Origin of the sequence: Acetobacter persici (genome assembly GCF_018256955.1) — a bacterium.
GTDB classification, from domain to species: domain Bacteria; phylum Pseudomonadota; class Alphaproteobacteria; order Acetobacterales; family Acetobacteraceae; genus Acetobacter; species Acetobacter persici.
Genome location: NZ_JAERKU010000014.1, coordinates 62,931 through 82,175, shown reverse-complemented (window position 1 = coordinate 82,175; position 19,245 = coordinate 62,931). Strand labels below are relative to the sequence as shown.

At 54.5% G+C, this 19,245-nt stretch carries 15 protein-coding genes, 4 pseudogenes and 1 other annotated feature; of the genes and pseudogenes, 6 read left to right on the top strand and 13 right to left on the bottom strand.

Going from position 1 to position 19,245, the window contains the following annotated elements; all coding sequences use genetic code 11:
* Positions 1-145: 145 nt before the first annotated feature.
* Together JK199_RS13245 and JK199_RS13240 are read left to right on the top strand one after the other, a co-directional pair.
* Positions 146-1,225: an IS5 family transposase gene (locus JK199_RS13245; protein WP_212376792.1), complete on the top strand. Its 1,080-nt coding sequence runs from the start codon at positions 146-148 to the stop codon at positions 1,223-1,225.
* Positions 1,226-1,363: 138 nt separating this feature from the next.
* Positions 1,364-1,537 (top strand): annotated as a pseudogene (locus JK199_RS13240) (IS3 family transposase); the annotation flags it as partial.
* A 91-nt stretch (positions 1,538-1,628) separates the two neighbouring features.
* Here JK199_RS13240 and JK199_RS13235 read toward each other — a convergent pair.
* The 12 genes and pseudogenes from JK199_RS13235 to JK199_RS13180 form a co-directional block, all read right to left on the bottom strand.
* Positions 1,629-2,738 carry an NADH:flavin oxidoreductase/NADH oxidase gene (locus JK199_RS13235; RefSeq protein ID WP_212376789.1) on the bottom strand — a complete coding sequence of 370 codons (1,110 nt, stop codon included), beginning with the start codon at positions 2,736-2,738 and terminating at the stop codon, positions 1,629-1,631.
* A gap of 48 nt (positions 2,739-2,786) precedes the next feature.
* Positions 2,787-3,791 carry an Ldh family oxidoreductase gene (locus JK199_RS13230; protein WP_212376786.1) on the bottom strand — a complete coding sequence of 335 codons (1,005 nt, stop codon included), beginning with the start codon at positions 3,789-3,791 and terminating at the stop codon, positions 2,787-2,789.
* A 12-nt stretch (positions 3,792-3,803) separates the two neighbouring features.
* Positions 3,804-5,213, bottom strand: coding sequence for an MmgE/PrpD family protein (locus tag JK199_RS13225; RefSeq protein WP_212376783.1), 1,410 nt, complete (start codon positions 5,211-5,213; stop codon positions 3,804-3,806).
* A gap of 33 nt (positions 5,214-5,246) precedes the next feature.
* On the bottom strand, positions 5,247-6,023 hold the full coding sequence (locus JK199_RS13220) for an amino acid ABC transporter ATP-binding protein (RefSeq protein WP_244985156.1): 777 nt from the start codon (positions 6,021-6,023) through the stop codon (positions 5,247-5,249).
* Positions 6,020-6,700, bottom strand: coding sequence for an amino acid ABC transporter permease (locus tag JK199_RS13215; protein ID WP_212376780.1), 681 nt, complete (start codon positions 6,698-6,700; stop codon positions 6,020-6,022). The genes JK199_RS13220 and JK199_RS13215 overlap by 4 nt, the downstream gene beginning before the upstream one ends.
* A complete protein-coding gene (locus tag JK199_RS13210) occupies positions 6,697-7,389 on the bottom strand; it encodes an amino acid ABC transporter permease (RefSeq protein ID WP_212376777.1) in 693 nt (230 codons plus the stop codon). Before JK199_RS13210 ends, JK199_RS13215 begins: the two co-directional genes overlap by 4 nt.
* Before the next feature lie 22 nt (positions 7,390-7,411).
* Positions 7,412-8,338 (bottom strand): transporter substrate-binding domain-containing protein, encoded by a 927-nt coding sequence (locus JK199_RS13205; RefSeq protein WP_212376774.1) that lies wholly within the window; start codon positions 8,336-8,338, stop codon positions 7,412-7,414.
* A gap of 6 nt (positions 8,339-8,344) precedes the next feature.
* Positions 8,345-9,091: a cupin domain-containing protein gene (locus tag JK199_RS13200; protein WP_212376771.1), complete on the bottom strand. Its 747-nt coding sequence runs from the start codon at positions 9,089-9,091 to the stop codon at positions 8,345-8,347.
* A 3-nt stretch (positions 9,092-9,094) separates the two neighbouring features.
* Positions 9,095-10,480: an NAD(P)/FAD-dependent oxidoreductase gene (locus JK199_RS13195; protein WP_212376768.1), complete on the bottom strand. Its 1,386-nt coding sequence runs from the start codon at positions 10,478-10,480 to the stop codon at positions 9,095-9,097.
* A 28-nt stretch (positions 10,481-10,508) separates the two neighbouring features.
* Entirely contained in the window at positions 10,509-11,282 is a 774-nt protein-coding gene (locus tag JK199_RS13190) for an IclR family transcriptional regulator (protein ID WP_212376765.1), read from the bottom strand.
* Between the two features lie 39 nt (positions 11,283-11,321).
* Positions 11,322-13,790, bottom strand: coding sequence for a TonB-dependent receptor plug domain-containing protein (locus JK199_RS13185; protein ID WP_212376762.1), 2,469 nt, complete (start codon positions 13,788-13,790; stop codon positions 11,322-11,324).
* A 366-nt stretch (positions 13,791-14,156) separates the two neighbouring features.
* Positions 14,157-14,689: pseudogene (locus JK199_RS13180) on the bottom strand (IS701 family transposase); the annotation flags it as partial.
* A 51-nt stretch (positions 14,690-14,740) separates the two neighbouring features.
* Here JK199_RS13180 and JK199_RS13175 point away from each other — a divergent pair.
* From JK199_RS13175 to JK199_RS13170, 3 genes and pseudogenes are all read left to right on the top strand, one after another.
* Complete coding sequence (locus tag JK199_RS13175) at positions 14,741-14,929, top strand: hypothetical protein (protein ID WP_212376810.1); 189 nt, start codon at positions 14,741-14,743, stop codon at positions 14,927-14,929.
* Positions 14,930-14,952: 23 nt separating this feature from the next.
* Positions 14,953-15,082 (top strand): annotated as a pseudogene (locus JK199_RS16080) (IS3 family transposase); the annotation flags it as partial.
* Positions 15,017-15,133 (top strand) — a sequence feature (AL1L pseudoknot). It overlaps the preceding pseudogene by 66 nt.
* 95 nt (positions 15,134-15,228) lie before the next feature.
* A pseudogene (locus tag JK199_RS13170) lies at positions 15,229-16,605 on the top strand (transposase).
* Positions 16,606-17,160: 555 nt separating this feature from the next.
* Here the strand turns inward: JK199_RS13170 and JK199_RS13165 are convergent.
* A complete protein-coding gene (locus tag JK199_RS13165; protein WP_212376759.1) occupies positions 17,161-17,973 on the bottom strand; it encodes an NAD(P)H-dependent oxidoreductase in 813 nt (270 codons plus the stop codon).
* A gap of 103 nt (positions 17,974-18,076) precedes the next feature.
* On the opposite strand from JK199_RS13165, the gene JK199_RS13160 reads away from it, so the two are divergent.
* Positions 18,077-18,994 (top strand): LysR family transcriptional regulator, encoded by a 918-nt coding sequence (locus tag JK199_RS13160; RefSeq protein WP_212376756.1) that lies wholly within the window; start codon positions 18,077-18,079, stop codon positions 18,992-18,994.
* Positions 18,995-19,245: the final 251 nt, after the last annotated feature.

The following is a 19,245-nucleotide window of genomic DNA, read 5'->3' as shown; positions in this document are numbered from 1 at the left end:
AAAAGACAGCCGCATCCTTTCTTTCCGTCATCCTCATCGCCGCTACAGCAGACTATATCAAGGCCTAACAGGCCCTAAAAACCTCTTGGTTTTGAGGCAATCTCTGTAATTCCATTTCTTCGTTTTTTATTGGAGGAATGGCGACATGAAACAGCCCGGTTTCTTTGATTTTAAAGAACGGCTTGCTCGTTTGAGCGAGCTTGGTGATCAATTCGAAGCATTTTCCCGGACTGTGGATTTCGAAGCATTTCGTCCTGACTTGGATAAAGTTCAGGCCTATGCAGACGGCGGTAAAGGTGGTCGTCCGCAGTTTGATCCGGTGCTAATGTTCAAAATCCTGGTGATCCAGACGCTGAATAATCTATTCGATGAACGGACGGAATACCTGATCAATGCCCCCCTCTCCTTCATGCGCTTTTTAGGTCTGGGGCTGTCGGACCGTGGGCCTGATGCCAAAACGGTGTGGCTGTTTCATGAGCGTCTGACACAGGCTGGTGCGATTGATGTTCTGTTCAATCGCTTTGACGCGACCCTGCGTAATGCCGGTTATTTGCTGATGTCAGGACAGATACTGGACGTGACATTGGTAGTGGCTCCAATGCAGTGGAATACCAACGATGAAAAGACGGATTTGCGGGAAGGACGGATCCCACAGGACTGGCAGGACAAGCCGTCAAAGTTGTCCCATAAGGACGAGCATGCGCGATGGCCACTGAAGTTCGCCCAGGCCAGACGGCAGGAAGGCGGGACGATCCCTTCCACGAATCTGTCCATCCTCTTCTTTGGCTACAAATCACATATTTCCATCGACCGGAAATTTCGGCTGATCCGCAAATGCAAGACGACAGATGCAGCCGCCGTTGATGGCGCGCGATTGAGAGAGGGCTTGCTTGATAAAACTAATACCGTCTCAATGGTCTGGACAGACACCGTCTACCGCTCGAAAGCCAATGAGGACTTCAGGAAAAAGCAGGGCTTTGTCTCAAAGGAGCATAGGAAAAAGCCGTATCTCAAGCCTATGCCACGACATATCCAGAGATCAAACGCCGGAAAGTCCGTTATCCGGTCGCGTGTCGAGCATTTCTTTGCGGATCAGAAGTCACAGACGGGGCTGTTCGCCCGAACCGTAGGCATCGCTCGAGCCACCATGAGGATCGGGCTGGCTAATATCGTCTATAATATGCGTCGCTTTCTCCTCCTGGAGCGGATTAACGCGTTCGCGTAGCAATCCAGAGCATGAAACTTTCTCTCTGCTCAAAACGCAGAGCGAAAATCAGGACCAGGAACCAGAAATCAACACGCCAAAAACCTGAAATCAGGCGCAAGGGGAAGCAATTAAGGGTCCTTCGAACCCTCCAGTTCGGAACTGCGTGCCAGCCTTGCAAAATGGATTGGTCGTTATAATTCGCTGTGCCCGCATTCGGGTCTCGCAGGACGCACGCCCGATGAGGCGTATCACGGGTTTGCTGCGACACGGTTGCCGGGGTTAACCGCAGCAACCGTGTTGGTCAGCAACAACGAGAAATTGGCGGCATAGCAACACCGGGCAATAGCTTATTCACCCCGCAAATCTTTCCGAATGAATGTGGCCACCTCATGTGGTGGGTAAAATCAACATATTCACCCTTTCATGATGATGAAACTTTGAAGAGGTTTTGATGTATATGCGGCTGACTGCGGAGATACTGGTTGGGCGCTTTAATATGACCTCCAAGATGAGCTGCTGCGTGCCAAGGCCAGCGCGGATTGTAAAGTATCGTACGCGCAATGGCGATCATGTCAGCATCGCCCGTAGCCACGATAGCTTCGGCCTGTTCGAAGCCCGTAATCAGGCCAACGGCCACAACGGGGATGGACGTTTCCCGCTTAACTGCACGGGCCAGTGGAACTTGGTATCCTGGGGCAACGGAAATGTTTTGCCGGGGGCTTACTCCTCCACTGGAAACGTGGATGGCGTCGCAGCCGCGTGCCTCAAGCGCCTTTGAGAAAGCGATGGTCTGTTCGATGTCCCAACCATCCTCCACCCAGTCAGTTCCTGATACGCGAACGGAGAGCGGATGGTGAGGTAATGCGGCTCGCACGGCGTCGAACACTTCCAATGGGAAGCGCATCCGGCTTTTGAGCGTCCCTCCATAGGAATCGTCTCTTTGGTTCGATAGAGGGGAAAGGAACTGATGCAGAAGATAGCCATGTGCCGCGTGCAACTGCACGGCATCAATCTTCAATTTGGCTGCTCGATGAGCGGATGCGACGAATGCGTCACGTATCCTGACCATACCTTCGCGGTCTAGCCTCATGGGCGCATGATCAGTTGGCTGAAAAGGTAGATCTGAAGGCGAGACCGTTTGCCATCCGTTCGGTATATTGGGAGCGATTTGCGCACCAACTTTCCACGGCACCTCGCATGATGCTTTACGCCCGGCATGGGAGAGCTGGATGGCGATTTTAACGTCTGAAGTTGCCCGGACAACGTCCAGAATACGGTGCATGGCATTTTCAGTCTGCTCATCCCACAGGCCGACATCCGCATAACTGATACGTCCATCGGGCATTACGGATGTGGCTTCGATTGTTAACAATCCTGCGCCAGAAAGCGCCATAGAGCCAAGGTGGACCAGATGCCAGTCCGTCATTTGGCCGTCGATAGCGGAATACTGGCACATGGGTGCCACGACGATCCGGTTGGGGAGGGTTAGGCCCTGAATGTCTATCGGTGTGAAGAGAACAGGTTCGCTCATGTGAATTCTCCCAGATATCTAAGGATATTTTTGCGCGAAGTTAAGAAATTAAGGCCTCAATGAAAAAAGAACATTCGCCAGATCTTCTTCGATAGTGATACCGTTCTGCATGGTACGCGCGCGGTTTGCGCGTCTTCTTTCGCCGGGCAGGCGAATGTCCGGATCGGAATGCAGATGCGCAATGAGATGCATGAAACGCTCCGTCGCATCGTTGCCGGAGGTGATGGCCGGGTCCATGACCAGAAGAAACAGGCCCGCATTCGAACTGGCTGCCCCGGGATAACTGGACGAATGGTCTTCAAAACCGAATGCCGCGCCCGTCATTGCGGCTGCCATAATTTCCACCATCAAGGCGATGGAAGCTCCCTTATGGCCACCGAATGGCAGAAGAGGACCACCATTCATGATGTCGTCTGCCGCAGTCGTCGGGATGCCTGCGCGGGTCAGTCCGGCGGCTGGGGGAAGGGGGCGGCCCTCGCGAGCGTGGCGGCGCACGTCACCTACCGACAGCACGCTCGATGCTTGGTCGAAGGTAATGGCCCCGCCTAGTCCGTCGGGAAAGGCAAAAGCCATGGCATTGGTGCCGATTAAGGCCTTCTTCGCGCCGTAGGGTGCCATGCGAGGTCTGGAGTGTACGAAACTGGCAGCCACCAGCCCCTCTTCGGCCAAAGGTTCGATGTCGCACCACAGTGCTCCTAAATGATGCGTGTTACGGACGCACAACGCAGCCAGACCTTCTTGCCGAGCCATTTCGGTTAGGCGGCTTCTGGCCATGCGGGCGGCGACTGGCGTGAAGCCGTTGCCACCATCGGCACGCAGGAGGCCGGGCCGCACCTGCATGATATCGGGCAACGCGGCGGGATCGGCCCAGTGCGCACGGATTGACGCAACGTGGTCCGGTAAGCGTGACAGCCCATGGCTGAGAACGCCGTCGCATTCTGCACGGACCAGACAGTCAGCAATCGTTCCTGCTACTTCTGGCCGGGCTCCTGCATGCATCATAATATCAAAGGCAAGGGCGAGTGCGTCGGCCCGGCTCAGATAGATCAGCACACGAACGTCCTTTCACGTTGATTTGTGGAACGGAATTGAGTCACGTTGCAAAAATGAAAGATCTGTATGACGTTCCAGTGTTAGGATATTCGCCATGTAATCCGTAGCGTTACGTAGCAAGCCCGCTGTCAGTGTCAGGAATTTTTCCTCTAGCTCGCGATGTGTAAGAGGATTAGCTGCTGACCCTTTGTAGCCGGAGACATGCTCTTCGACCCGTATCGTACCATCGGCTTCCCGCAACCGTATATGCGAGTGCGAAAAATGTGGCAGTTCAGGAGCGGGGACAAAGCGCACGCGGCGTAGCAGATTTTCGATTGACGGATTGTCGAGAATGTCAGTTGCGTCGTCAGCGTGGTGAGGCTGAATGCGGTCAGCCCCTAAAGCCGCTATGGCAATATTGAAGGGACCGTTGAAACGTGCCTGTGTAGGATTGTTGGGTTTGCCAGCTGCCGCGATTACCGGGGCCACTGGCGGTACAACGCCTATTTCGATCGTCACGTTGTCAAACACCGCTGGTCCATGGCGTATGCGCAGCCGGATTACACCATCGATGCCAGCATGAATAAAGCCGCAGCAGGCATGCCATTTTCGTCGTGGATGTGCGAGTTGCCAGCCGCGAACTCCCTGCACTATGGCGGGATCGTATCCTTTAGCTACAGTGGCATATAGCCCAATAGGACTCTCCAGAAGTTTACGCGGTCCCGTCAGACCAGCCGATGCATAGCGGCCAGCCATCAGACCGACCGTCGCTGGCCATCCGCCAAACAGGATCGGCTTAATGCTGCCACCGTCTCCGAACAGGACTTCCGCCGGACACCATCCTGCCAAGGAACCCCCAATGGCCATGGCCGCCGCTATTTTGTTCTCATTCAAACCAAGAGCCACTGCAGTCAGTGCGCTGGTGCCGATTGTCGAGGGAATACCCTCTGACGAGATGCCAACATCCGTGAAGGCTCTATTGTCCCTGCCACCATTGCTTTCCCGGTAACCCATGTTGACCCGCGCGGTTACTTCGATACCTGTGATCAACGCGCCCAATGCTTTATGGCCATCCAGCCTTAAGGTCTGAGCCAAAGTTAGCATTGTAGATACTGCACCGATACTGGCATGGCCGCCGATTAGATCGTTCAGTTCCAAAATGTCACCGATATAGCCGTTGACCCGTGCTGCCCCGGCTTCTGGCAGCGAAGTGTCAAAGCCTATTGGCTGTACGCCGGGGATGTTTGGCTGAGGGACTGAAACAGATGCTTCCGCCGCGGCAAAAGCGCGGCCTTCAGGGCGTACTGATCCAGCGATCATGCAGCCGATGGTATCAAGCAACGCATATTTAGCTTCGACAATTACAGCTTCGGGAATGTGACCTCTGTCGACAATCCCGTATGCGAACTCAGCCAGATGATCAAATAAGGTTGGTTCGGACATGAAGTGTTCCTTGGATAATATGCAAATTGCGAGCTATGCGCTAGGCAACCGAAATTCCGTGTGGGCGTGAAGGAACTCCCGGGTGGGAGCGTGGGTAGGGTGCAGAAGAATCTCCGCAGGAGTACCTTGCTCAAGAATGCGACCGCCATGCAGAAAAACGACGCGGTCCGCCACGTTGTAGGCAAAGCCTAACTCGTGGGTTACGACGACCATCGTGGTACCTTCTTGGGATAATTGCCTCATCGTCCGCAGAACCTCGCTGACGCGCTCAGGGTCGAGTGCCGAGGTGGCTTCGTCGAACAGCATGACGTCTGGATCCATCGCCAGTGCCCTCGCGATCGCTACGCGCTGACGCTGGCCGCCGGAAAGGGTATCTGGGAAGGCCAGAGCCTTCTCGGCAAGATCTACATGATGCAGATGATGTCGCGCTTTTTCCCGTGCCTGCGTGATGCTGTAATTCAGGACGTGCCGCAGACCAATCATAATGTTTTCTTCTACCGTCAGGTGAGGAAACAGGTTGAAATGCTGAAAGACCATTCCCACGCGCCGGCGTAAATTTCGAAGTTCGCCTTCGCGATAACGGCGCGTGCCATCAGGGCGTGGCTGGCCCAGCTGGTTGCCGTGCAGGAAAACATCACCCTCGTCTGGCAAGTCGAGCAGGTTCAGAGTGCGCAGGATGGTACTTTTCCCCGAGCCACTGGAGCCGAGCAGTACGACTGTCTCGCCTTTCGCCACACTGAGGTCGATCCCTTTTATCACATCCTGGTTGCCGAAGCGCTTGTGAATATTTCTGACCGCTATCACGCTCATTCTATTTCTTTCCTCCGATGACCAGCGAAGTGTCGCGCTGCAATCCTGCTTATCCATGTCAGGGTCAGGATCAGGACGGTTATCACGATGGCGGATGCCGTATAGGTTTCGATGGGGCGGTATTCGATATCGCTGACAATCTTGGTTTGATAGAGAAATTCCGGAAAAGCGATGGTCGAGGCCACGGTGCTGATCTTGACGATTTCTATGGCCTCATTGGCCAGAGACGGCATCGCCGCTCGTATGATCTGCGGCGCGATGATCCAGCAGAAAATTCCGGCGCGCGACAGCCCCAGTGCGTAGCCACTTTCCCATTGCCCAGGATCAACCATAAGAAAGCCTCCACGCAGGATTTCACAAAAATAAGCGCTGGTATAAAGGGAAAAAGCGACGCACGCAGTCAGAAAGCGATCATTCTGAAAACCGGTGAGGGCCGGGATCACGTAAAAAAACAGGAATAAAATGACGAGTGCCGGAACATTGCGGAGTAGTTCGACATAGGCTGCAGATGCCATCCGGACGGTGCGAAGTGGAGACATGGAGGCAATAGCCGCCAGCAGGCCGAGGGTGAATCCGGCGACCATGACCACACCCGACAGGCATATGGTATTCATAAGCCCCCGGCCCAATGGTAATAAATAATGCACCAAGAAGCTGAAATCCCATGTATGCCTCATTGTGACCTGCTCCGGCCGAAACGCCGCTCCATGGAGCGCGCAAACATGCTGAGGATGAAAATCGGCACGAAAAAGATGCCGCCGAGAACGACATACGTTTCAATAGGATGATAGGTGCTCGCCGTGACCTGCGACGCAGCATAGACGATTTCGTTGTAAGAGATGACCGATGCGAATGTCGTCGTCTTGATCAGGTCAATAGACCGGGTCATGAAGCTGGGCAGTAGCGCACGTAATGATTGCGGCGCAATGACGAACAGAAACGCTGTATGGCGACTCATGCCGAGAGACAAAGCGGCTTCCCATTGTCCGCGTGGTATTGCGTTCAGCCCGCTACGGAAAACTTCGCTGAAGAAGGCGGCTGATTGCAATGCCACAGCGCCCACCGAGACGACGAGCGCCGACAGGCCGAGGCCTGTGATCATCGGGAAGGCAAAAAACAACCAGTAGAACAGAACGATGGCCGGAACGGCGCGAAGGGTATCGACGTAGGTGACACTCCAGGCGCCAAGAAGCGGAATGCGCAGCACTCGTAGCGCGCACAGGAGCGCCCCCAGAGGAATTGCAAGCAACAGGGATAAGGTCGTTAGGACCAACGTGCCCTTCGCCCCTTCGATAAACAGGCGATAACCTTGCAGAACCGCCATAAAATCCCAATGATAAGGCATAGTAGAACGGTATCCGATCATAGTCCGGTAGAAAGAGGGGGCATCACTGCTTTATTCCCCAATCCTGCCGGTTTAGTGAAACGGCGGTATCAGCATTGACCCCGCGATAGCGCAGAAATGTATTGTATATTTCTTCCATCTTACCGGTATTGTAGTAACGGGTGACGAAAGCGGTCAGGAATTCCTTCCACCTGTTATCCTGTTCCTTGCGCACTGCTACGCCACCGGGCACTGACAGAACCGGCATGGGTAGGATTGTCTTACCGGTTCCGATATGCACGCGAGCGATATCGGCGGCCATTGCCGAGATTACGCCGCCGTTGACCCGGCCTGACTGGAACGCGGCGATTATCTCCGCGCTACTACGAAAGCGCAGGATATTGGCCCGTGGTGCGACTGAAGTGACATATTCATCGGAATTGGAGCCGAGGGCTACAGCCAGACTGTAGCGACTATTGTTCAGATCTGACCACCGGGCAATCGAGATGCTCTCGTCCGCCAGCACCCCCAAAGGGTACCAAAGCATGGGCACTGGCAGGAAGTCGACTGCCAGAGCGCGTCGTGGCGTCGACTCCAACATGAACATGACATCGTACTGCTCCACCTGCAGGCCGGTAACAGCATTGCCCCATGTTGTTTCGACAATTTCGAGGTTGACCTCAAGTGTCCGGGCGAGATCGGCCGCCAGAACCGGGCAGATCCCGCGCCACATATCGGTCCCGACTGTGACGCTCCCCGGCGCCCCCGAATGCAGAATATCCTTGAAATACCAAGGTTCCAGCAAGGCGGCGCCAACCCGTAGTTTTCGCGTAAGTGCGATGCGATCCCAGGTGCTGGGTGGTGAGGCGCGATACGGATTTGCCGCCGCCTTGTGGCCGACGACGACAGCAGTTGCTGCCGTCAGGCCGACTGATGCCATCAGCTGGCGCCGTTTCATGATCAAATCACGAATTTGCGGCACGTGAGACATGTGGTTTCATACTGAGATCTTGCAGTATATTTTCTTGATATAAGCGTTGCTTTCCCAAGCATTGGAAATTGCCCGGTTCACGATCAGCGTCTCACCTGGCCCGTAAGTCTGGCTTTCTCCTATGGCGTTGGTCAGGGTAACCTGCCCCTCAAGGAAGTGCATCAATTCATAATCGCCAAAGGCCGCCAGCCTGCGTCGATAAGGGTCGGCCCCCCACAAGCCAACCGTAAATTTGCCATCTGTGCTGGTATAGAGGGTGCGGCGCCCCACGGCCGGCAGCGACGCACCTAGAATCAGGTCTGCAGGCGGGGGGGAGGCGGGTTCCAGAGCGCCAGCGGGATCAATAGGCACGATGCGGGGGCGCGGTGCCGTCTGGTCGTCAGGGGTATCGCGGCGATGATGCATGAAGAAGACACGTGTTCCTTCGGTCTGCGTCCAGTGCACACGGGCACTACAAGGCACCACGACTGCCTGCCCAGACTGGAAGCGGGCAGGCGTTCCCCCATCGTCCTCAAGTCTGATCTCGCCTGCCGTTACGATCAGCAGAAGATCTATAGGAAAACACTCAATAGTGGCATCAAACGCCTTTAAACGTGCTTCGCCGGTATAGACTTCATGATCGTCGTTACGCACATAATAGAGAGCGCTACTAAAAAAATTGTTTTCAGGAAAAGAGGGATGTTCAGCATCTACCCAGGGCAGGAACCCTTCGACCCTGTGTTCTGACTGATTAAAGGTAATAATGGGGTACATGGACTATCCTTTCGTGATGGATGTGGATTGCACGCGACCTAGGGGAGGATTCAGAACAAATTCCTGCCCCATCGCATGGAAACGGAAATCTGCGATGGCGTCCTCGATCCTGTAGGCGGCGGTGGCCAGTCGGACGATGCTACTGTGAGCGAAATGGTACCATCGGGGCGTCACCGCCGTTATGGGATGAACGGCATCGGGCGCCTGACCCAGAGCGCAGAGGGCCAGATCCCGGCCCAGCACAGTGCCGACGCCGATGCCACGCCCGCTCAGCCCGGCGGCAGACCACAGCCCAGGTGCCAGATCGTGCAGCACGGGATATTTGTCCGCCGTCATGTCGACCCAGCCGCCCCATGCCTCCTGCCATGTGATCGGGCCCAACTGGGGATATGTAATACGCAGGCGGCGGGTTGCTCCGGTTAAGAAGGCGCGCCCGTCGCCGCAGCGTTCCGGACCGTCAACTCCAACGTGCAGCCTCCCGTCGGGCCAGAGGCGGATGCCGGAAAAGAGCCGTCGCGTATCATTCAAGGTCTGCCTTTCCGGCAGGATGCCGGCTAGTATTTGTGGGTCCAGCGGACGGCTGATCGCCTGGTAGGCTCTGACCGGAAAGATTTCGCTACCGATTCCGGGATACATGCGGTCGGAGGTGAAGGCATTGGTCGCGATAATGACGCTTTCGGCGCGGATTGCACCTTGGGCGGTTTGCACGATCCAGCTCTGTGCACTTCTTTCCAGCTGAGTAACTGTGGTATTTTCAGAAATGCTGGCGCCGGCGTTCAGAACGGCCCGCGCCAGACCGCGCGTATAAGCTAGGGGATTGAGGGCAATACCTCGCCTGTCTTGCAAAGCCACGCGGTAGCGTGGGCTGCCTGTCACGGTTGTGCAGGCCGTGTCTTCCAATAGCGTCACCGGGTAACCACGACGAGCCAGATCGTCAGCAAGGCGGCACAACCCATGCTCTTTGCCGGGACGGTGCGCGGCGATCAGGTTGCCACTTTCCAGCATCTCGCACTGAATGTCGTGGCGCCTTACCGTTTCTGAGACGATTTCCGGAATGCGTGCCATCGTTTCGTTGATGCGCCAGGCGCGTTCGGGAGAGAAGGTGGCGTCAATTTCCTTTGGCGTATGTTTCGCCGCCGCCGCGACCTGCCCCCATGCTCGCCCGGATGCGCCCCATCCGATATGCCGCGCCTCCAGCACATGTACGCGGACATCGCGCTCCGACAACGCCAGGGCCGCTGACAGGCCAACGATTCCGGCACCAATAACGATGATATCGTAATGGCTGCCCACAACGATCGGCGTGGTGACAATCGCACTTTCTCCCCGTTCGGAGAAATATTTGCACGGGGGGTCCTGACGGGGTGTGATATCCGCATTCTTCGTCATATCGTCAGTCCTTCCATCATCTTCACCGTCAGCCGAACTGGTTGAGGCACGCGCGGCGGTATTTATCCCCACCCAAGGCATTCGTGATTTCTGTGCTGACATACTGGGCATACTCGGCCAGAGGGGCATAGGAATCCTGCGGCATCGCACCGTCCTCCGCTGTGAAGATGATCGATCCGAACGGCTCCGTGCTCTGCCACCAGACCGGCACGGCCAGTGAATTGACGTTCGTTCTGATTGCACCTTCGGTAGTGGCGTAGCCGCGCCTCCTGATCGCGCGGATCGCGCCCTCCAGTGTTTCCGGCTCTCTACCGATTGGCAGGTGATCGCGCGGCAAGGATGCAAGAACCTGAGGCGGCAGATAGGCGGCAATAGCCAGGCCACCTGCCGTTCTAAGCAGTGGCATTGTTTCTCCCAGAGAAATTGACAGCAAATGGCCCTTTAGCCCCTCCACCTTCTCCAGATAGATGAAATGTGGATACAATAGCTTGGTCGCGATAACGGTATAGCCAGTCTTCTGGGATGCCATCCGGATCATAGAATGGACAACCCGCAAAGCCGGGTGGCGCGCGATGATCCCGCTACCTAGCGACCATAGCAGAAGGGACATCTTGTATTTCCTGCTGCCACCATCCTGTTCGACGTATCCGGCCTGGCTCAACGTATAAAGAATGCGCTGAACGGCACTTTTTTCAATCTTCAACGCGTCGGTAATCTGCGTGATTCCCCGCGGCTCGCTTTCTGCCGCAAGATATTCCACAATTCTGATTGATTTTAGTAGCGTCGAGCTGCCGCGTGTCATGCTCTGTCCATTTCATATGCTTTCAGAATATTCATGACTTCAGAAATCATAAGATCCTTTCAGGTAATAATATCCGCCGAACATGGGGACCTGGGATGAGGCTTTGTCGTAATATGCGACGCCGTAGATGGTAGTTTCAGAGGTTAAACGCCGCGGACGCACGTTAAAGATGTTGTTTGATCCAAGTGCTACGCGCAGCCGTTTGAGCGGGCGGTATCCAACCTCAATGTCCGTAGTCCAGCGTGGTGTATTAACGAACTGCTCAAACACCTTGTTCGAATATCGCACTGATGCCGGGGCCTGATCCTGATAGGTTTGCATGGTTGTGGTTTGCCCCCAACGCGTCTGGCGAAGGGTGACATCCCATTTTTCGATTTCCCAATGGGCCGTTAGGATGATTTTGCTGCGTGGCGAGGCCATCGTAAGATAGCTGATACCCTGAGCGCTCAGAAGCGGATTGCCGTTATTATCTATGCGCAGGTGATGCAGCCGTGTCCTGTTAAGATCGACGCCAAGATTCAGGTCTAGTAGACCATTTTTGTGAAAATCAAAGCGGTAATCAGCAGTAATGTCTACGCCTTGGGTTCTGGTGCTGGCGGCGTTAGAAAAATAATTGCCCGTGACATTGTTGGTATTCAGGCCGCCTCCACCAATTGCTGTCGGCACGTCCGCTCCCATCATGCTGATGGCCTGAAGGGCGAGCGGACCATTATAATTGCCGCTACCGACGATCCGGTCGCGCAGGTTGATCTGGTAGACATCCGCCGTGACATGCAAGCCTTTGATCGGTTCGACATAAAAGCCGCCGCTGGCGTTTGTGGAGCGTTCGGGCTTGAGTGGTGAGCCGCCTAACAGCTTTGCTGATGCGGAATTGGCCGGCAAAAGGGCAGAGGCACCCGACGGCGATATACCCAAAGTGCTAAAATGTTCCTCGGCCAGCGTGGGCGCGCGGAACCCGTTACTGATTGTGGCGCGTATGCCGAAACGGGATGTAAAATCGTAGCGAGCTGCGATCTTACCGCTTTCGGTATCACCAAAATCGGTATAGTGCTCGAACCGGCCAGCGATATCTATGTCCAGCTTTTTGACTGGGTGAGTGTCTATATCAATATACCCGGCCCAGACATCTCTGCTCCAGTTCCCGGCGTTTTGTGGCATCAGCCCTGGCTGCCCGTTCGAACCACCATAAGAATAGGATAATGGCTCTCCCGGGCTCAGGTGGTACATATCCAGCCTGTGCTCGCCACCCCAATAGAGTTCGACAGGCCTATTGAGAATATGCAGTTTTTTCGAAAAATCCAGATCGTTGGTCCATTGAGAATTACGATAGTTCCCGATCAAGAAATCCGTTGGCGTCGTTCCAAATTGAGCATAGTATCCTAAGTTTGCTGTATTTTTCATGCTCATACGGTTTTGGTCTGCGCCGTAAGTGGTGCGGAGGCGCCATTTGACCCCATAGGGCAATTGGCCTTTCAACCCCAAAGTGGCGGCGTAATCGTCTTCATCTATCGTTTCAGACGGCACGAAGCCGTAGGGATAGATGGCGGGTAAGGTGCTGGGTACCCGCAGATACTGATAAGCTTCGGCATGACGATGGGCATATGTGATGTTGCCGAAGAACCCGAGCGTATCGTTGATATCGTATCCGAAATTTGCCAGTAGCGATCCCCGTGTTTCCTCCGGTGAACTGAGGAAGGGATTATTATGGGTACCGGTACGGACATCGGTGTTGGCTGCTGCCGCATGGTCGGTGTGATAATATTGGCCGCTGATATTAAAAAATCCGGATGATCCGATCTTGAAGCCGGAATTAATGTTCTGCTGGATATTCCAGCCGCTGCCGTCATAGGCATTCGCACCCGTCTGGGTTGCGATTTGCATGCCATGGTTCTTTTTTTTCAGGATGATGTTCACGACACCTGCAATAGCGTCCGCGCCATACATCGCCGCTGCTCCGTCCCGGAGAATTTCAATATGATCAATGGCTGATGCCGGAATCATATTCAAATCGACAGGAGTAGATCCCTGCTGGGGACCTGGGTAAATAATCATGTTTGCAGTAGAATGTCGACGCGTACCATCTATGAGCACAAGGGTTTGATTAGGACTGAGGCCGCGCAGGCGGATCTGCGAGGTCAGTGCTTCGGTGTCGCGACCTTGAGCAGAAATCGTGATTGAAGGATTTAGGCGTGCTAACGCATCCGCGACATTCATAGCCCCTGATCGCTGAAGCTGCGTCGCCGTGATGATGTCGATCGGGCTGATGCTCTGGCGAGCTTTTACACCGGTTGAATGCGTTCCGGTTACTACAACCTGTTCATTAACTGGTGAGGCGGGATTTTCCGTTTGGCGAACCGTTTTAGCGCTCTGCGTCGGGGCTGCTGTCTTCTGGCTCGGTGAATGGCGCAAAGTCTCTTTCCCCTGCGGCGTTGCCGCACAAAGCGCGTTCGTCGTCAGGGAAGTAATCAGAAAAGTGCCTGCAACCGGCACATAAGCTTTTATCGCCATACCATAAACCACCACAACAAATAGTTGATATAATTAATATACTGCATGCTCAGATTAATTTTTCAAACACGAAAGTGACACTATATATCGTATAATGATATATGAACCGCAATTAATTAAATCATATAGAAAATAATACTTTAAAATATAGTGCAATAATTACGTTATAAGGCTGAATCCGAACTCTTCGGCATGTGCAATGCCTTGAGGTTTTGCTGCACAATATGCGAATGTTTGCAATCACAGTCTAGCACTACAGTTGCATATTATGTTGTGAGTGGGCGCGGATAGCAGTGGCCTGATGTGTTCGTCGAAAGACGGATCATCTGAGGATGTGGGCGACGGGCAGTCTGCGCTGTGAGAGTTTTACGACGAGACGCCTGATTTCCTGTATGGACCAGCGGGCTAGGACTGTCTTGTTCTGTGGTGTGTTTTTTCGGTTTCAGTGAGTTTGCCTGGCAACGGACACTGGCTATGACGGCATAGGCAAGCATGACCAGAGAAACATGCCGATGCCAACCATGCCAGGAGCGGGTTTCGTTATGATCAAGACCGAATTCGTTTTTGGCCGTCTTCTCGCAACACTCTTCGATCCTCCAGCGCGTCCCTTCAACGTTCACGAGTTCCTACATGGTTGTCCCTTTCGGACACCAGGTTGTAAAACAGGCAAGGTCTCCATCGGCGATGTTTCGGCGGATCAGCAGGCCACGTGTCCATGGTCCTGCTATAGGGCAGTCAAATTCTTCAGCCTCCAGATCGGCAAGCGGGAGACACGCTCAGTTGTATAACAACTCGCCCTTTGTGCCGCTTCCCGCTGACAGACGGCACCAGACCTGCTCTGGAAGATTTGCGGCAATATCTTTGGCTTCTCCTGCAATCAGCGGGCTTGTAGTCCATGCATTGCCCCGGGTTTTGTGGAGACAGCAATATCCGTGAAGTAAGAGATATTCATGAAGAACAAATCGAAGCGTTTTCGGCCTGAATTTCGTGACCGTGCAGCCCGGATGGTTCTGGAGGAAGAGAAGAACCATCCTTCGCTGTGCTCAGCGGTGATGATGATCGCTCCAAAGCTGGATATTCACCCTGACACGCTGTCAAAATCGATCCGCTTACATGAACGGGCCGATGGCCTGCAATGAGTGACCTCCCTGATCTGGAGAAGATCAGACCACCAGAGCGCGAGAACTGCGAACTGCGACAGGCCAATGAAATCCTGCTTAAGGCATCGCATATTTTGCGAAAGGGGAACTCGACCGCCGGTTCAGGCCATGACGCGTTTCATTGATGAGTAGCGGCAGACATATGCTGTCGAGTCAATCTGCAGGGTACTGCCGATTGCGCCATCTGTCTATTATGCTTCCAATTCTGTTGAAAAAGTCGCTCTTGAAATAATCATGGCTTCCTGATTCAGTCATTTTCACTCAAGGAGTATCGGCGGATGATGGGTGAGCGAACCGGGGTTCAGGAAACCCTGTTTTACGGGTTCAGCCTGGAGCAGCATGTACCAGACAATCATCTGCTTTGATCCATTGACCGGCTGATTGATCTCTCCGGAATTCCAGAACACCTTCGCCCATTTTACAGCCAGATGGGACGTCCCTCGATTGATCCAGAACTCCTTATTCGGATGCTGCTGATCGGCTATTGCATGGGCATCCATTCCGAACGGCGTCTACGTGAAGAAGTACACCTGAACCTCGCCTATCGGTGGTTCTGCCAGTTGGGTCTGGATGGGACCGTTCCTGAGCACTCCACATTTTCAAAGAACCGACATGGCCGTTTCCGTGAGAGCAACCTTCTGCGCGAAGTGTTCGAGGTGACCGTCCGGCGCTGTATCGAGACGGGCCTGGTCGGTGGGGAAGGTTTTGCCGTCGATGCCAGCCTGATCCAGGCCGATGCCAATCGACGACTGGCTGTTCCGGGAGATGAAGGCCTCCCTCCTGATGGGGCAGGGCGTGCCGTAAAGGAATATCTTGCCGTTCTTGACGATGCCGCATTCGGTGCATCGACACCTGTTGTCCCTAAAAGATTATCTCCTACAGATCCTGCAGTACGGTATTCTGCAGCCACCCCCAATCAGGCGTTCTTTTCATACAGCACCAATTATCTGATCGATCTCAGGCATGCTGTTATTGTCGATGTGGAGGCCACGACATCAGTGCGTCAGGCAGAAGTCACGGCACAACGTCGCATAATTGAACGGGTACAGCATATCTTTGGTTTATGGCCCGAACGCCTGGCTGCAGATGGTGCTTATGGAGATGCCGCCAACCTCGCATGACTGGTAGAGGAGAAAGGGATCGAACCGCATATTCCTGTGTTTGATAAATCAGCCCGCAACGATGGGACGTTTGCACGGTCTGATTTCACATTCGATCATGAGAATGATTTTTATACCTGCCCGGGCGGTCATCAACTCCGGTCATCCAATCGGAATTTCACAACACCCCGTTCCCGTATCGATACGGATGGCTTCATTCGTTATCGAGCCCGTGTGAAGGATTGCAGTGGATGTGAATTCCGGCAGCGCTGCACACCCAATACACCCGCCCGCAAGATCATGCGGTCCGTGCATGAAGGCGCTCGCGATATGGCGCGGGATATCGCCCAGACCGATGCTTACGTGACATCACGAAGACAGAGGAAAAAGGTCGAGATGCTGTTCGCCCATCTCAAACGGATACTCAAACTGGATCGACTGCGATTACGAGGCCCAAATGGTGCCAAAAATGAGTTCCTCCTCGCCGCAACCGCCCAGAACCTGCGTAAAATGGCAAAGCTGATGCCAGTCAGCTCCCTCCAGAAGGCCACCTGAAGGAGAAAGGAGTATCAAGCTTCTCACAAGCCCAGATCCGCCCGACACAGCAAGCGACTTTTTCAGCAGAATTGCCTCATCTCGGACGTTCCAATGTTAGCGATTGTGTCCCCGAAGCCGACATGGCAAAAGAATTTGTATGCTGACTCCGCGGTGGTGGTGCCGCCTCGTCACCATTGAACGTCATTGGACGCGCAAAAAATGCAGGAATTCACTCGAGGGGACCTTAAATGTCATATGAAAATCCACCCTGGAACATGAAAATCCTTACTTCGCTGAACAATCTGCTCAACGAAGCTACGGACTAGCAGCAGTTTTCTTTGGTTGTGTGCCCCCGCAACCAAAATCCTACTAAATTGTAATCACTACAGCCAACCCGCCTCCCTCAGGCGGGGTTTTTGCGTTACACTCAATCCTTCCCTGCCAAACCCATAAAATCTATCACACTCTTCAAAGCAGAAATGCCAGCTCAAACTGTTATTCAAAATAGAATAGAACGGAAAAGTAACGGGGCGGGATTTTGTCGGTTTTCACGTTCGCGTGATGGTCGGGGCGCTAGTCCTCGCAGTCGCGGAGACAGGGCTTTTGTTCTGCGACATGCAGGGCAAAACGAACGGCGCCTGGTGTCTCCAGGCCGGGCTTCAGTTCCATCGTCGGGATCTGGTAGTCGCCGCCGTTTTGCTTTCGGTATGGGATGGGCGTTGTCGTTGCGAGCGTGCGCATACGCTTGCGAAGTTGTTCGGACACAATTTCGAAGCGTGCGTCATCCAGTCGGTCCACCCTGTAAGCGACGAAGGGCGGTAGCACTGTGAATCCGGGATAGAACAGAATGCCATGGTTGATCGGAAACAGCAGATCATCGATCTGACCATTAATCCCGCGTTCGGAGTAATGCTCCGGCCAGCCTCCCGTCGTTACAAGCAGCATGGCGCGCTTGCCTGCCATCACGCCTTCACCATAGCGATCTCCCCAACGGCGATCACTGTGCTCACCAACGCCGTAAGCAAAACCACAGGCATAAACGCGGTCAACCCAGCCTTTGAGGATCGCGGGCATGGCGAACCACCAGAGCGGAAACTGAAGAATGACGGTATCGGCCCAGAGAAGTTTCTCCTGCTCTGCCTTCACATCATCTGTCAGGCCGTCCGCTGCGAATTCATGTGAAGATGCAGATGCCACTTTCAGGCGTTCGTCGGCAGGCAGATCCGGGAAGTCACTCCGGTCGACGGTTGCTTTCCAGTGCATGGTATAAAGATCAGAGACTTTGACCTCGTGTCCCTGCGATTGCAGTTCGGCAACTGCGATATCGAGAAGGGCGCCATTGAGGGAGTGTCGTTCGGGATGGGCGAACACGATCAGGACATTCATGCGCGTGGCCTTGTCTGTGCAAAAAAGATTCGTTTCCCGGCAACACTAGGCGATAGGTGATTCTTCTCCCATATGGAGATAGCGGAAGGCACAGTGCCGAAAAATGGAACAATCCCTGATCTCGCTGGAACGGATGCGAACCTTTGTACGCATCGCGGAACGCGGCAATCTGGCCGCCGTCGCCCGGGAAACCGGTGCCGGACAATCGACAGTGACGCGGCATCTGCGTGAACTTGAAGAGGCTCTGGGTGTCTCGTTACTGACGCGCACCACGCGCCGGACCGCTTTAACAGACGAAGGCACGCGATATTATGCGCAGTGCGTGCAGATTCTTTCCCTCGTCGAGCAGGCAAGTCAGGAAATGCGCGACACACGGCAGGCAACGGCCGGAACGGTGCGTATTTCCTGTACCGGTGCGTTGGGTGTTCTGCATGTCAGTCGTCTCGTCTATGCTTTTCAGGACGAGAACCCAGGGATCAGGGTGGAATTCGGTCTGACGGACGAGCGTATTGATCTGGTGCGTGATGGTGTTGATATCGCCATCCGTCTTGGCCCCCTGAGCGATTGCGCGATGAAACTGCGCTCCCTTGGCGAGAGTGAGCGCATGCTGGTCGCATCTCCCGAATGGCTGCGTCGCAACGGTCCGGTGCGGCGCCCCGAGGACCTGCGTCAGCTTGAGGGCGTGCGGATGTCCCGTGTGCATGAATCGGAACAGCTGGTTTTGCGAAGCGCGACGGGCAGAAATCACGTTGTGCCGTTCCACGGTCGTTTGATCGTCGATCATGGTCTGGCAGCGCGGGATGCGTTTCTTGTTGGTCGAGGCTATGGGCCGGCCCATCGCTGGTTGGTAGAGGACTGCCTGCGAGATGGGCGTCTTGAGCATATACTGCCAGATTATACACTGTCGCCTGTGCCGCTGAGTATGCTGATCGCGCCGGAACGGACGAACCTGACCCGGGTCCGTCTCTGCGTTGATTTCCTTGCAGAGAGACTCAGGCAGGTTCCCGGCATCAGCCGGTGAGTGTCCGACCTTCGCTGCGGCGTTCAGCCTGCAAGCGCACAGAAGCTAACATGCGTCTGCCAATCAGTCTGCGTACGGGGCGGATAAGATACCAGTAAGGCGCAAAACGTCGTTGTGTTGCGGGCGTAGAACAGAAGACAACACGCCATGGTGGTGAGACGCTATCTCCCGTGAGGCATAGGCTGCTGGGTATAGGAAAGCACAAGTCTGCCAATGTTCTGTTTTACGCAACTCTGGAGATCTTCCACCGA

Bases quoted from the DNA above. Each gene is read 5' to 3' on its own strand.
- JK199_RS13245 (WP_212376792.1), top strand. From the start codon at position 146: ATGAAACAGCCCGGTTTCTTTGATTTTAAAGAACGGCTTGCTCGTTTG.
- JK199_RS13235 (WP_212376789.1), bottom strand. From the start codon at position 2,738: ATGAGCGAACCTGTTCTCTTCACACCGATAGACATTCAGGGCCTAACC.
- JK199_RS13225 (WP_212376783.1), bottom strand. From the start codon at position 5,213: ATGTCCGAACCAACCTTATTTGATCATCTGGCTGAGTTCGCATACGGG.
- JK199_RS13220 (WP_244985156.1), bottom strand. From the start codon at position 6,023: ATGAGCGTGATAGCGGTCAGAAATATTCACAAGCGCTTCGGCAACCAG.
- JK199_RS13215 (WP_212376780.1), bottom strand. From the start codon at position 6,700: ATGAGGCATACATGGGATTTCAGCTTCTTGGTGCATTATTTATTACCA.
- JK199_RS13210 (WP_212376777.1), bottom strand. From the start codon at position 7,389: ATGATCGGATACCGTTCTACTATGCCTTATCATTGGGATTTTATGGCG.
- JK199_RS13205 (WP_212376774.1), bottom strand. From the start codon at position 8,338: ATGTCTCACGTGCCGCAAATTCGTGATTTGATCATGAAACGGCGCCAG.
- JK199_RS13200 (WP_212376771.1), bottom strand. From the start codon at position 9,091: ATGTACCCCATTATTACCTTTAATCAGTCAGAACACAGGGTCGAAGGG.
- JK199_RS13195 (WP_212376768.1), bottom strand. From the start codon at position 10,480: ATGACGAAGAATGCGGATATCACACCCCGTCAGGACCCCCCGTGCAAA.
- JK199_RS13190 (WP_212376765.1), bottom strand. From the start codon at position 11,282: ATGACACGCGGCAGCTCGACGCTACTAAAATCAATCAGAATTGTGGAA.
- JK199_RS13185 (WP_212376762.1), bottom strand. From the start codon at position 13,790: ATGGCGATAAAAGCTTATGTGCCGGTTGCAGGCACTTTTCTGATTACT.
- JK199_RS13175 (WP_212376810.1), top strand. From the start codon at position 14,741: ATGAAGAACAAATCGAAGCGTTTTCGGCCTGAATTTCGTGACCGTGCA.
- JK199_RS13165 (WP_212376759.1), bottom strand. From the start codon at position 17,973: ATGAATGTCCTGATCGTGTTCGCCCATCCCGAACGACACTCCCTCAAT.
- JK199_RS13160 (WP_212376756.1), top strand. From the start codon at position 18,077: ATGGAACAATCCCTGATCTCGCTGGAACGGATGCGAACCTTTGTACGC.